The following is a 13661-nucleotide window of genomic DNA, read 5'->3' as shown; positions in this document are numbered from 1 at the left end:
GCCATGGATCCGGACTCCAGAAGTAGTATGCTGATTAATGAATCCTATAATGACTTGACCGATTTTAACGGATATATTAACGTACATGAAAGTCCGACAAATCTTGGAGCAATTTTGAGCCAAGGTAACATCGGTTCTAACGCCGGAAGCGGGGACGGCGGCGGTGGAGGAGGCTACTAACTCATAGTTTCACCATTTTAACAGAAATTTTAAAAACCGGTCTGTTCCATACAGGCCGGTTTTTTTTTTTTGGTTTTTATGCCCATACATTCTTTTTAAAAATTATGAACATATAGACTAAACGAATTTATGATGAGCCGGCTAAATCGGATGGCTTCCGAGTTTTAACGGAACACGGAACGGCTCTGGCCGCGGGGCGTGAGCAAGGAGAGGGCAGCCCTTGATCGATGGATGAAGGGAGTGGCGCCAAGTCACGAATTGAGAAAATGGTTCGATCACGACCCGGAAAAGTGGCAGGAATTCAATGAAAGATACCGGAAAGAGTTATTCGGCTCCGAGGCAGTTGAGGAACTGTTGGATCTGATTAAACAGCACGAAACGGTAACCATTGTCTACGCCTCCAAAGATCAAGCACACAACAGCACGATGGTGCTGAAAGAGTTTCTGGAGGATTTGTTAAACAACTAAACTCAATTTGAATCGCATCGAATGAAGCAGAGGTCTATTTCACAAATAACATTTTATTTGTCTTTACAACATTTCCTGCTGTGAGCTGATATATGTAGACTCCGCTTGCCAAATTGCTCGCATCAAATGTGGTTGTATGCTGACCCTCGTTTTTTGGTCCATCTTCAAGAGTTGCAACGTGCTGGCCCATCAAGTTATATACAACCAGACTAACTTCGGCCGCTTCGGGCAGATAGTACGCAATCTGAGTCGTGGGATTAAATGGATTTGGGTAGTTTTGATAGAGTATATACTCGGACGGTTGTTCTTCATCATCGGGTTGGTCGCTTTGGTAACCGATTCCATCATAATACCAGGTATAGCCCGAGGTGCCATCACCCCCCGTTTCAGGGTCGAAAATGAGAGCAATGCTATTATAGCTAAAATCAGAGTTTGCATCTGAGAGGTCATAGGTTAACTCCACCCATTGTTCACTGACGGGTATGGATTCACTAGCCTCAAAATACTGTTCAGGATTTTCTGAATTCTCAATTCTAAAAAGCAGTGTGCTTCCGTCACCCGGAGCCCAGACCATAATGGTAAAAGGTTTGGTAATGTCAATCTCTTCCGAGAGGGTTAAATGACTTCCTCCCATGTTTTCGCCCTCATTTTTCACCATCCTTGCTACCTGGTCCGATTGGTTGTCTACGTTTTGATCCGGGTTAGCTACTACGGTACTGACCGCGCCGCCGAAATTTGTAAATACATTTTCCCAGTTGACATCATTGTTATCAAATTCGACGGGCAGTGCTAATTTTTCAATATCATCGTCAATTGTATCATCTCCGGTAAACCCTGTTGCCATCTGGCGGGCATCTACTTCCATTGTGAAACCGTCCGAAAAGGTTGCCGTTCTTGAATTTTCGTCAGCATTGTAGGCTACATAAGTGCGTTGATCTTCAGCGTTTCGAAATACCGCGTAGGTCGCAATATCAGCACTTACGGAAAAATCTACGTGTCCAAGCTGCTTCATATTATGAATCCAATGCAGAGTATGAGCACGGGAGTTGCCATCAAAGCGATCATAGTTCGGATCGGCTTCAAGTTTACTCAGAGCCAGGTCAGCATCTGCCATGGCGAGATAGTTCCAAAAAATATCCTTCCAAATTGAGATCTCACCACCGCTTGCCGATGCTGCTGCATTATAGTTTTGAATGATATAGTCAGTGTTTCTGGCCAGATAGAATGAACCGCTGTGAACTGGCAGGATATTGATGCCGTGAATAAACTCGGGTTGAAGGCCAAACCATGTGGTGTGATTTCCTTTATTACCCCAGACAATACCCAATGCGTTGTAGTTGTAATCTGCCGGAAAAACCTCCTCATCCACATCAAACCAATACTGATCAATAGCTGCGGATTCGGTAGTGTAAAGATAAATCCCCAAGTCACGGATTTCCGGTTGATCGGTCATTTCACCCCAAAGGATGGCCGCCGATGCAAAATTCATCGCCTCAGAGCTTGATTCCTGGTTGTTACCGTCTCCGAATGCGCCGTGCCCGGCAGCCCAAGAGTGACCGGCATAAACATCGAAAGAGCGTAGAAATGGAAACATGTCATCCTCCCGATCCCAGTTGTTGGCATCGCGAATTAAAAGGTTTACCATACCGCCCCAGTTTTCAGAGGTAGCCCAATCCGGATCAAAACGTGCGATGGTGGCCGCACTCATAATGGCATAGGCGTGATGAAAATGATGGTCGTTGATCTGAGTACTTGCCCCATGATCGGAGGGATAGCCGGTTAGCGTGTTCCAGGTTTCGTCATATACATACTCCTGATCTCCACCGGCAGTGAACCAATTTTCCAGCCGGTTCTTCAGCTTATTGGTCAGCTGATCTTTGGCTTCTTCAGCTTCCTCACCCAGCTGATCGGCAATATGAATAAGATGGGCAAAACGCGCCATTTCCTTTCCATTATTATAGGTGGGTCCGCTTCCTAGATTTTCAGACGCTGCTTGCTTTACGAATTGCAGAAGATCTGTTCTGTCGTAGTCACCCAAATCGGGCAGGGAAGGGAGTATTCCCGAAAATTGACGAGCTGTGGTAAATGTATTTCCTGACAGAAGTTTCATTTCGCCACGTGGCGAATTATACGAATATTCGGTAGGCGACTCTTCAACATCAAGCCATTGATGCCTGTAAAGTGCGGTAAGGGTTTCATTCAGGTTTCCTTCCGAATTATCACGGAGTGTTGTTTCAAACGAATATATGCTATTGAGTGTGGCATCGGCTTCATCGTATTGCCAGCTTACCTCTGTATCCGTAACAAATGCATAGGCGCGCTTCCGGAAAAATTCCAGCGTTTCCGGATCGTTATCAGGCAGAACGGCAATTGAAAGGAATGTTTCTCCGTTGAGCGAAGAACTTAACTGTCCTCCTGTTGTCCACTGAGAGCCCGATGGTGCAAATAAACCGTAATGTTCACCGCCAATGGTTAAACCCAGAACTTCATCTTCCTGATGCCAAACCGTATGTGATTGATTTAGGTTGATAACCGCGTCACCTCCAGTGATCTCAAAGAATATTAACGGCATTCCGTGCCCAAAGGTAGCAAGCATTTCACGATTACTGTCTTGCCATTCGCCTGTTACGGTCCAATCGCCATAGTGAAAGGTTTTCGTATCCGGTGCATTCAGTCCATCCACACCTACAGTCATGTGATTGGCAAATGGAAAAATATAGTCTCTATCGTTTACAACGGCCTGCGACGTATAGCCAAGCTGCATTCCGGTTGGTGTAGCTTTCATAGCAAGAGGATGCGCGTAGAGAAATGCGGAGTGAGGGTCACCGAAAAAAGGGTAGAGCAGGCTGCTCCAGAAATCACTTGTTTGAACAGGCTGATTAAATTGATCCGAAAGAAGTGGAAAAGCCGGTTGGCCATCCTGAAGACTCGCTCCCTGCTGACCTGCAGACAGATTAGTACTGTAGCTGCCTTGTCCTACAGAAATGGTTTGACCCACTGAAATTGAGGCAGTAAAAGCGATTAGCAGCAGAGTATGAACAAAAAATAGTACGCCCTTTAATTTTTTGATATTGGATTTAGAAGGTAGAGATGATTTGTAATTGCGCATACTTTCGTTCACTGGAAACGTTCAGGAGTGTTAGCAAAAAATTACCCGGTTTCACATATTTGTCAGATAATTTGCGGTGAGTATGCAAAGAAACAGGACGGTATTTTTATTAACGTACTTTTTATTTCCTATTAAATTAGGGATAGAATGCTGTTAATCAAAAGGACAGGGGGCTTTTTACATTTTTGCACAATTTAATTGTTTGCAGATTGAACCATGCGTGGATTTAAAAAATGATCGAACTTATCTAAACATCTTACCGCGATGTAGTAATAATGCTGGTATCGCTAGCCCGAATGGCCAAAATTGAATGAACGGTTGCGAAATTTGAGATGTATAACGCTTCTAAATTTATCCGCTTCATTTCTGTTGAAATGTATTTCTGATAGTTTTTTACTGAAAACTAAACTACTGCTCTTTTTTCATCACCATACTCACCAGGTAATCAGGCATAAATGCTTCCCGAACGGCAATGAATTGTGAGAAGGCCTTTTCATCCATGTCAAAAATAACCTGAAGTACAGGTCGTCCCAAAAATGGAAAAACTAACATGGCCATTATGTTCACGAAAATTTGTTCAGGCGGCAGATTAACGGTATTGCCTTTTTCCCTCTCTTCTTTTATCTGATCTAAAAACGGCTGAACGCGTTTCCCAATTTCTTTTGCAATAAATTTTTTCAGCCGGCCAGGATTTTTATTCATCTCGTGAATAACAAATAGCGGGATATCGGGATTGGCTTTTATGAGTTCAAGATATTTCATAGAGAATTTCCGGAGTTTTACGTCCAGAGGCATCTCTTCATTGAGTAGAGAGGCGACTTGCGGCATTAGTTTGATTATGGAGAGCTCATACACTTTTTCGAAAAGCTTCTCTTTGGATCGATAGTAGTAGTGCAGCATAGACTTGTTGATATCCGCCTTGTCCGCTATCTCCTGCATCCGGGCGCCTTCAAGCCCCTTGCTTTGAAATACATCTCTTGCGGCTTCAAAGATTTTCAGTTCAGTGGATGAAGATTCCTTTTCGTTACTCATATTACGGAGGCTTTATGAATTAGTATTACAAACGCAAAATAGAAAAAATTAGCACAAAAGTTAACTATATGGTTAAACTGATTAGTATGTATATGATAAAAGAGTTACAATTATCGAGCTACATAATAATTATAAGTCAATGTATATAAACCATTTAAATGATTTAGTGTTTCCAAATCTAAAAATTAACCATATGGTTGAACTAAATGATATATGTCCGTAAACTATAGTTGAATAACAAATAGGAATATTGACATGAATAAAGTCTTTCTAAGTACAGCGGTATTTTTACTGCTAATGATAACAGCCTCTTGTAACGGTGAGTCTGAGGAAAATTCCGGCGTAACTGAACCGGCTGTAACTAACTCATCCCAAATTGATCTCTTTACTGTAGAAGTCGAGCAAGTAGCCGACCGGATTTTTCTAAGCGGTCGAATACGGGCTGAACATCGAATCGAGCTATTCCCGGAGGCTCAGGGCAAAGTAATGGAAAGGACTAAGCCATTTAGTGAGGGAATCTCCTATGAAGAGGGAGAGGTGATCATTCAGCTGGATGACACTGAGACCAAAATGCAGCTTCAATCATCAAGAAGTAAATTTAAAACGCTGGTATCCGCATTGATGGCCGATATCAAACTGGATCATCCTGAAATGCTGTCGAAGTATCAGGAGTGGTATCATTCACTGGCAGCAGATAAACAGGTATCACGGGTTCCCGATTTCGGTGAGAATATGCAGCGATTTCTGGAATCGAAAGGTGTTTATGAACTTTACTATAGTATCAAAAGCGCAGAAGAGCGTTTAGAAAAATTTACTATTCACGCACCGTTTTCCGGTGTATTGTCGGCAGCAAAAGCCGAACCGGATCAGGTTGTAGGACCACAGTTTCATCTCGGTACGCTGGTCGATCCATCCCGGTTTATTTTAACAGCATCAGTTCAAACCGGCGAAGCAGAGTGGATTCAGCCGGGTTTGACGATGGAAATTAAAAATGAGGATCAAACTGAAACCTACTCAGCCAAAGTAGCAAGAGTAAATCCATCTGTAGAACCTTCATCACAGCAAGTACTGATATATCTGGAAGTAATGGGTAATAATTTACGAGAGGGAATGTATCTGGAGGGAGAAATAGAATCAGATAACAAAAGAGAGCTTGCCAGAATACCAAAGACGGCTTTATTGAGAGCGGGTGGAGTGCTTGTTAAAAAAGAGGGGATTTTGGTAGAAAATCCCATTCAGATTGTAAATCTGGAGCGTAATCATCTTTGGGTTGAGGGGTTGAAAAACGGGGATGAGATAGTTGAAGATACCTCCGAACCCGTTGCCGGACGAATCATCAATTAGGGAAATTCATGAAAAGACTCATTAGCTTTTTTGTCCGATATCCCGCCATGGTTACCCTGGGACTGGTGGTGATTGTTTTGATGGGAATACTAAGCTTCAGTCAGACGCGATATACGCTGAACCCGCCTGAGGACCCAACAGAAATTTACATAAACATCACCTACAGGGGAGCTTCACCGCTTGAAATTGAAGAGCGGGCGATCTCAAGAATTGAGGAGAATCTGAACGGTATTTCCGGTATGGACAGGCATACATCCGTAGCCCGGGAAAACAGCGGACGCATTACGGTAGAGATTTTTGAGTGGGCCGATATCGACAGAGTTTTGGTGGATGTAGAGAACGCAGTGAACCGTGTAACAGATTTACCGGAAGAGATGGACCGGCCGATTGTGTTTAAGCAGGAGATGCTGAATCCCACCATTTCTCTTGCGTTAACCGGGGATCTTTCGCTACAGCAGAAAAAAGACTATGCCGATCAAATCAGGGATGAATTTATTATTGAAAAGGGGATATCAAACGTCATATTGCAAGGTTTCCCCGCTGAGGAGATCTCTGTTGAGCTGAATGATGAGCAAATGGATCGATTTGGTATTTCCTCACAGGAGGTGGCGGAAGCAGTAAGGAGAAATAATATAGACATCACCGGCGGCCAACTGAAAACGGGAGACACCAACTGGCAAATACGAGCCGAAAATAAGGAGAGAACGGCATTTGAAATATCACAAATACCGGTAAGATCGGGGCCGAATGGAGAGCGAGTTCTGCTTAGGGATATAGCGTCTGTGAAAGATCAATTCGATGACCGGCCCATTGAGAGATATCTTGATGGTGAAGAATCAGTAGTTATTCAGGTTTTGACGACCAATAATGAAAACCTGGTGGCTGTTGCTGAGGAAGTCATGGAGTATGCCGATGATTTCAATACGCTTCACAACGGTGTTCGGCTAACCGTTGTGGAGGATTTTTCAGAGTTTGTGTATGATCGGGTCGAATCGTTGAGAAGTAACGCCATTTTTGGTTTGATACTCGTGATGCTTATACTCACGCTTTTTCTCGATAAACGCATTGCCATGTGGGTTTCACTGACGATACCGCTGGCTGTACTGGGTACATTTGCATCGGCACTTATGGGTTATGACTTCACCATCAACCCGGTATCGATATTTGGGATTATATTGGTTCTGGGGATGCTGGTGGATACCGGTGTTGTGGTGGCTGAAAACATTTACCGCCATTACAATGAATTTGGTGAAACGCCAGTGGAGGCCGCCCGAAACGGAGCTGCGGAAGTTGCCTCACCCATGATCATCTCGCTGATGACAACCGCAACGGCATTCAGTCTTTTCTTCTTTCTTCCCGGAAAACCCGGAGCCTTTTTTACTGAAGTATCTTTTGTGGTAGTCAGCGCTCTGCTGGCTGCGCTCATTGTAACATTTCTCTTTTTACCTCAAAAACTAACCGTTTCAAAAGTACTGTCTGATAAAAACAAGCAGACCCGTTTTGAGAAAGCGATGGCTAACGGCCTTACAACATTCAGAGATCGTTACTTTATTCCGTTTACCGATGTGGTATCTCACAAATGGCGATGGCTAAATGTATCTGCATTTATTCTATTGTTGATAGGATCCGTGTTACTGATCCGAAGCGGTGTATTACCGGTTACCTTTTTTCCCTATCTGGATGATGATGTGCAGTTGGTACGCATCGAGATGGAGCCTGGAGTTCCCGTCGATTCCACAAAGTCGAGGCTGACAAATATTGAAGAGGCAGTATACAAAATTGGGGATCAGTTGAGTGCTGAAAGAGCTGATAACGAAAAAGTAATACGAAATGTAGAGATGATACTTGGTCCGGAAAGTCACCAGGGGGAGCTGCGAATTGTGATGATGGGTGGCGAAAGGCGGGGGATACCAGCGTACGAAATTAACAACATGTTCAGGGACGAAGTGGGTACCGTTCCCGGTACAAACTATGTACGATTTATTTCTGCACTTGGTGAGCATAGATTTGGCGGCCTCCCGGTAGATATTTCTGTGTCGGGGAATAAGATGGAAGAGATACAGGCTGCTGCAGAAAAGCTCAAATCGGAACTTGCAAAAAGGGACGATCTGGTTGATGTGGCCGATACGGATCAGCGCGGGAATCCGGAACTTCACATAGAACTGTCGAAAGCGGGTGAACAGCTCGGACTTTCTCTACAGGATGTGATGATGCAGGTTCGAACAGCATTTTTTGGTATGGAAGTGCAAACGCTTCAGCGAACCGGGGATGATGTTCGGGTATGGCTGAGATTTCCGGTAGAGAACCGACAGAGTTATTCCGACCTGATGAACGTGAAAATCCGAACACCAAAGGGAGCGTACCCGCTGTCGGAAGTGGCGAAAATATTTCCAACGGATGCATCGCTCAACATCAACCATATAAACGGCCGTAGAACTATTCGGGTGGATGCGGATCTTGCAGATCCTTCACTTTCAGCTCCTGCAATACTGGGAGATATCAGTGAAAACATCATTTCCGGATTGGAGAAGGAATATCCGGGAGTACAGTTTGTGATTGAGGGACAAAACCGCGAATCGGCGAATGTTACGGAGGCAATGATAACGGTTGCCCCCATTATTTTACTGATCATTCTGGCTTTGATTGTTATCAATTTTCAGTCGTTCAGCCAAACATTCCTGGTTCTTCTCACACTTCCATTTGCCTTCACGGGCGTGGTGATTGGCCATTGGATTCACGGCGCCACTATGAACATTTTCTCGCTGATTGGGATGATCGCCCTTATCGGTATTTTGATCAACAACCTTCTGGTGCTGGTAACTGCATTCAACGACAATCTCAAAAGCGACATGGATTTTGAAGAAGCGCTGAAGGATGCGGTACGATCCCGATTTCGCCCAATACTATTGACAACACTAAGTACCGTTGCCGGACTCATTCCCATGATATTTGTAGGTGGACTTGCATCTGCGTTTCTGAAACCACCGGCCATTGCGATTGCTTATGGACTCACATTCGGATTGTTCATTTCTCTGACACTGGCCCCGGCATTCCTTGTCATTTTTAACAACGGTAAATTCAAAATTTTAGATCTGATCGGAAAAAAGCCGGAGTCACGAAAAAGTATTGAACCGGCAGTAATTCTCCATGAACATCATAAAAAGAGTGCACTATGAGATTGATAATTTTGTCATTTTTAATGGTGATTTCAGCAGGCAGTGTCTCTGCTCAACAACAATTCACCCTTGATGAAGCGATCAAAGCGGCACTGGAACACAACCACAGCGTGCAGGTCAGCGACATTGATGCAAATATAGCAGAGAACAGCGTCTCACGCGGAAATGCCGGTCAGCTCCCAAATCTGGCGATAACAGGTGGACTGAGTGCGGCGTACAGCGATCTTGAAATCACACCGGGTTCATTCTTCCGGAATTTGCTCGATCCGCAGAATAGTGGACAACAGGAGGGAAACCGGTCAATCTCGTATGATGGAGTAACAACCACACAGTTCAATTCTCAAATAGGTTCACAAATGGTGATCTACGATGGGTTGAAAGGACGTTTGCGTTACAAAATGCTGGAAACTGGCAGTGATCTTGCCGATCTGCAGTACCGAACTCAGTTAGAAAACACCATTCTGAATATCACAGGCCAGTTTATACAGGTAGCAACACTGCAGAGGGCTATTGAGGTAAAAGAGGTATCACTTGAGCAAAGTAACGATCGTTACCTCACGATTGAAACGAGACGTAAATACGGTCAGGTGAATGAACAGCAGCAGCTTCAGGCACTGGCCGATTTAAAAAGCGACAGTACGGAATTCAGAAATCTGAAGCTTCAGTACGAAAATGCATATCGCGATCTGCACACCGAAATAGGATGGAGCAGGCGGGATATAATTCCTGTGGCCGACGAATTTGAAGAATCGAAATTGCCGGGCTATGAAGATTTCCAATCCCTGCTGATGAAAAACAACTCTGTTCTGAATATTATGGAAAAACGACTGAAGCAGGCTGAACTGAATGAGCGTGCAACAAAAGCCGGATTTCTGCCAACGCTAACGGCATCCGCCGGTTACGGATACAGCTATATGAGCGCAACGGAAGGTCAGTTTGAAGTACAGGAGCAGCTTGGATTCAGCGGAGGAATCACGCTGAGAATTCCGATTTTTAGCGGTGGACGTAATCGCATTCAATCCCAAAATGCAATGAATGAAATTCGTAAAGAGGAGTTGCGCAGAGAGGAGTCGGCAATGCAGATGCAAACCCGGTTCGAAAACAGCTGGCAGCAGTATCTGCACCTTCAGGAGCAGCTTGTAACGGAGAGGTCAAACCTGTCAGTCTATGAACGAAATTATGATCGGGCGAAGTCAGCGTTTGATCGAGGCGAAATTACCGGTGTGGAGCTGCGTTCGGCTCAGTTATCTCTTGAAAATGCAAGGCTCAGAGTTGCAGAAACAGGATTTCAGCTGAAGCAGAGCGAGACGTTGTTGCTTTATTTAAGTGGTGGGTTATTGGTTAATTTCTAAAACTATCATCTCTTTCTCACCAATCCACCTCACAAATCCCACCTTTGAATTGAAGGCTCTCATCCGTGTATTGGTGGAACTCTATTCTAACACCATTAGGATCATTCGTCCAGGTCTGCCAGGTGTGATCACAACCCAGTTTTTTATCTGTTGCATCAAACCCATTTGAGCGCAATGTTGTGATGATCTGATCGATATCATCCGTCTCAATGGCCAGGTGATTGATGTTTCCAATCTTTCCGGGCTTGCCTTTAAACACCTCAATAAACGAGTCGTTGCCAAGTTTGATGTAATACCCAAACAGTTCTTTGTCCTTTTCAAAAATGAACCCTTTTTCCAATCCGAGCACCTCACAGTAGAATCTTTCGGTTCCTTTAAGATCTTCAGTGTGGATACAAATATGCGCCAGTTGCTTAATCATTATAAGTGAGTTTTGACTGTTTTTCATTATCAAAAGGTAATTTAGTAATCGCATAATCCATTATGAAAATCAATCGGGAATTTTAGTTAGAAAATAACTGTGCCGTACCTATGACGCTTTTAAATTCTTGTTCGTTGTTTAACCCATGGCCAACGTTTCGCGCCGACCATGGGCTACGGATATGCCGCACCGCCGGTGCCTAGTTATCTGTTATACAGAAATGATTCAGTAGTTTTGAATATAGGTGAGTGTAGAATATTCTGTCCCATCCGGGGCAGTGGAATGGGGGTGCATTTTCTTTTTAATAAAGATACTGCACCTTCCGGAGCAGTTATAGTAAAGTCAGGAAGCTTTAGTTCCTATGAACTGAAATTGAATCTAAGCACCCTATAAAACTGTCTCATTTTTTACCAGGCTTCAAATACCGATCCCGAATGAATCGCTCAAATGTAGCCTCGCGCGTTAGCTTGGGGATTTCATGATAGCAATTATGAGACCTTACTAACAGGGAGGGCACACCAATAATGTTCTGATTATACCTTTTATCTTTTTACGTTTTTAACTGTTCCAGGCTAACCTTCCGGGAGGACACAATACCATATCCTTCCTCCTCAATCCTTTGTCGGAGATGGTCGATATGGGAGGGCCCAACCTCACAGCAGCCGCCAACGATGGAGGCACCGGCATTAATCCACTCCATGACATAAGAAGTATATTTCTCTTCGTCCAGATCACTTCTGGCGGAAAGTTGACCTACGGTTCCTCCCGGCTTAAGCGGCTCAACAGTGGTGAAGCCATTTGCGTATCCTCCGTAAGGAATATTCAGATGCTGTAACGATTTCATTCCCTCGCTTATCGTTTCCGGAAAGGAGCAGTTGAAAAGAATGGCATCCAGTGAATAACCGGATACGGCATCCAGCGCTTCATCAATAGATTCTCCGGAGCGGAGCTGATTGGGCTGCTTGTCTGACAGTGTAAAACTCAGATAAACCGTTTTACCGCTTTCAAGGGTGGCTTCAGACGCTGCTCTCGCTTCCTTTATGCTAGCAATGGTTTCGATGAGAAACAGGTCAACAATAGGTTTCTGGATAGCAACAATTTGTTCATATTCCTGCTTAATCTCTGCAAAGGAACGTTCATCCGGGATGTAGCTTCCCGTCAAAGGAGGGAGGCAAGCGGCTATCTGCACATCCTCTGCTACAGATTCAAGCTCATCCCGGGCCTTCAACGCAATTTCTGTGGCCTGTAACTGAAGTTTTTTAAACCACTCGACTTCACCGTCTCTGCGAAGACGGGTTGGGGTTATCGTGTAGCTATTGATGGTTAAAATGCGGGCTCCCGCCTTAATAAAATCCTTGTGAACTTCTTTGACAATATCCGGCCGTTCCATCATTACTTTGGCAGACCAAAGCGGGTGAGCCGACTTTCGGGATCGCTTATAGATCTCCTGGCCTGTTCCGCCTTCCAATAAGCATATATTTTTCATAGTTCGTGTATCGATAACAATTTTTTATGAATTTGATCAATTTCCTAACTGAGTACGTTTACAAGTTTTGAATTTGTACTCTTGTTCATAGGTACATGCCTCTATTGATTTAAATTTTTCTTTGCAGTAAATAATTCCGAAGAGATGGAACCAACAGATTTTTATTTCAAATTTAAGTAACGTGCGGGACGCTCGAATTTATCCCCATGTGTCAAAATGAGGAGAGTAATGATAGCACTCTGTAAATTCAGCCCCGTTAGGGGCGGTATAACCGTAGCCCCACAGGTTCACAAGTGAATCTGTGGGGTAGGCTTTATTCCTTATTTAGATTAGCGCCGTAGGTGCGGTATCAATCAAAATTATTCATAAAATTCAAAAAGGTACTCTGATTCAAAATCCACATCAAAATTTTTAAGAAACTGGATATACTCCTCTTTGAATGTGTGATGCTTATGGTGCTCATTTTGATTCTCAATAAATCGAATCACATCAGATATCTGAGATTTTCCATAACTGAAGGCTCCAAATCCTGCTTGCCAATGAAATTTTTTATCAAAAAACATCTTCCGATTTACAAAAGCTGAGGAGTTAGATTTTATATCTCTTATTAGATCTGACAATGTAATAGAAGGATTATATCCTACAAGCAGATCGATATGATCAGGCATTCCCCCAATAGAATACAACTTCTGCGATTTTCCATTTATGATACCGGAAATGTATTTATAAAGTTCGGTTTTCCACTTATTCTGAATAAAATTAGATCGTCCCCTGACGGCAATAATTAATTGTGCATATAGTTTTGAGTAGGTTTTAGGCATTGTTCCCCCTTTATTTGATTTATTATCTCCCTGCTTCAATAAAATAAAGTTTGAATAAATATATTTTAGAAGTCAAAAAAAATAAACTTATGCCGCACCTACGGTGCTTTACTATTCTTTTCGGATTTTTTACCCCATGGCCACCGCTTTGCGCCGACCATGGGCTACGGGTATTCCGCACCGATGGTGCTTAGTTATTTGTTATACAAAAAATGATTCAGTAGTTAGAATATAGGAGAGAGTAAAAGATTCTGCCCCATCCGGGGCAGTGG

9 protein-coding genes and 1 pseudogene are annotated in these 13661 nt (G+C 43.6%); 5 read left to right on the top strand and 5 right to left on the bottom strand.

From position 1 onward, the window contains the following. Together ACESM0_RS09350 and ACESM0_RS09345 are read left to right on the top strand one after the other, a co-directional pair. A pseudogene (locus tag ACESM0_RS09350) lies at nt 1–180 on the top strand (hypothetical protein); the annotation flags it as partial. A gap of 198 nt (nt 181–378) precedes the next feature. Then, nucleotides 379–648 carry a DUF488 domain-containing protein gene (locus tag ACESM0_RS09345; protein WP_372905837.1) on the top strand — a complete coding sequence of 90 codons (270 nt, stop codon included), beginning with the start codon at nt 379–381 and terminating at the stop codon, nt 646–648. A 34-nt stretch (nt 649–682) separates the two neighbouring features. Here the strand turns inward: ACESM0_RS09345 and ACESM0_RS09340 are convergent, their stop codons facing one another. Together ACESM0_RS09340 and ACESM0_RS09335 are read right to left on the bottom strand one after the other, a co-directional pair. Further along, nucleotides 683–3757 (bottom strand): glycosyl hydrolase, encoded by a 3075-nt coding sequence (locus ACESM0_RS09340; protein WP_372905835.1) that lies wholly within the window; start codon nt 3755–3757, stop codon nt 683–685. Between the two features lie 408 nt (nt 3758–4165). Beyond that, nucleotides 4166–4789, bottom strand: coding sequence for a TetR/AcrR family transcriptional regulator (locus ACESM0_RS09335; RefSeq protein ID WP_372905833.1), 624 nt, complete (start codon nt 4787–4789; stop codon nt 4166–4168). A 255-nt stretch (nt 4790–5044) separates the two neighbouring features. On the opposite strand from ACESM0_RS09335, the gene ACESM0_RS09330 reads away from it, so the two are divergent. The 3 genes from ACESM0_RS09330 to ACESM0_RS09320 are packed head-to-tail and all read left to right on the top strand — an operon-like array spanning nt 5045 to nt 10661. Then, a complete protein-coding gene (locus ACESM0_RS09330) occupies nt 5045–6133 on the top strand; it encodes an efflux RND transporter periplasmic adaptor subunit (protein ID WP_372905831.1) in 1089 nt (362 codons plus the stop codon). Between the two features lie 8 nt (nt 6134–6141). Next, complete coding sequence (locus ACESM0_RS09325) at nt 6142–9309, top strand: efflux RND transporter permease subunit (RefSeq protein WP_372905829.1); 3168 nt, start codon at nt 6142–6144, stop codon at nt 9307–9309. Continuing rightward, entirely contained in the window at nt 9306–10661 is a 1356-nt protein-coding gene (locus ACESM0_RS09320; protein ID WP_372905827.1) for a TolC family protein, read from the top strand. The genes ACESM0_RS09325 and ACESM0_RS09320 overlap by 4 nt, the downstream gene beginning before the upstream one ends. 16 nt (nt 10662–10677) lie before the next feature. Here ACESM0_RS09320 and ACESM0_RS09315 read toward each other — a convergent pair whose 3' ends face one another. The 3 genes from ACESM0_RS09315 to tnpA form a co-directional block, all read right to left on the bottom strand. Continuing rightward, nucleotides 10678–11082 (bottom strand): VOC family protein, encoded by a 405-nt coding sequence (locus tag ACESM0_RS09315; protein WP_372905826.1) that lies wholly within the window; start codon nt 11080–11082, stop codon nt 10678–10680. Nucleotides 11083–11632: 550 nt separating this feature from the next. Further along, complete coding sequence (locus ACESM0_RS09310; protein WP_372905824.1) at nt 11633–12568, bottom strand: homocysteine S-methyltransferase family protein; 936 nt, start codon at nt 12566–12568, stop codon at nt 11633–11635. Nucleotides 12569–12927: 359 nt separating this feature from the next. Continuing rightward, the gene (gene tnpA / locus ACESM0_RS09305) at nt 12928–13389 is read right to left on the bottom strand and encodes an IS200/IS605 family transposase (protein WP_372905822.1); all 462 of its coding nucleotides are present in this window, start codon (nt 13387–13389) and stop codon (nt 12928–12930) included. Nucleotides 13390–13661 lie beyond the last annotated feature (272 nt).

The sequence above is a fragment of the Rhodohalobacter sp. genome, assembly GCF_041686455.1.
In the GTDB taxonomy this organism is placed as follows: domain Bacteria; phylum Bacteroidota; class Rhodothermia; order Balneolales; family Balneolaceae; genus Rhodohalobacter.
This window is presented reverse-complemented; position numbering and strand designations above follow the sequence as displayed.

Bases quoted from the DNA above. Each gene is read 5' to 3' on its own strand.
- ACESM0_RS09335 (WP_372905833.1), bottom strand. From the start codon at position 4,789: ATGAGTAACGAAAAGGAATCTTCATCCACTGAACTGAAAATCTTTGAA.
- ACESM0_RS09315 (WP_372905826.1), bottom strand. From the start codon at position 11,082: ATGATTAAGCAACTGGCGCATATTTGTATCCACACTGAAGATCTTAAA.
- ACESM0_RS09325 (WP_372905829.1), top strand. From the start codon at position 6,142: ATGAAAAGACTCATTAGCTTTTTTGTCCGATATCCCGCCATGGTTACC.
- ACESM0_RS09340 (WP_372905835.1), bottom strand. From the start codon at position 3,757: ATGCGCAATTACAAATCATCTCTACCTTCTAAATCCAATATCAAAAAA.
- ACESM0_RS09320 (WP_372905827.1), top strand. From the start codon at position 9,306: ATGAGATTGATAATTTTGTCATTTTTAATGGTGATTTCAGCAGGCAGT.
- ACESM0_RS09330 (WP_372905831.1), top strand. From the start codon at position 5,045: ATGAATAAAGTCTTTCTAAGTACAGCGGTATTTTTACTGCTAATGATA.
- tnpA (WP_372905822.1), bottom strand. From the start codon at position 13,389: ATGCCTAAAACCTACTCAAAACTATATGCACAATTAATTATTGCCGTC.
- ACESM0_RS09310 (WP_372905824.1), bottom strand. From the start codon at position 12,568: ATGAAAAATATATGCTTATTGGAAGGCGGAACAGGCCAGGAGATCTAT.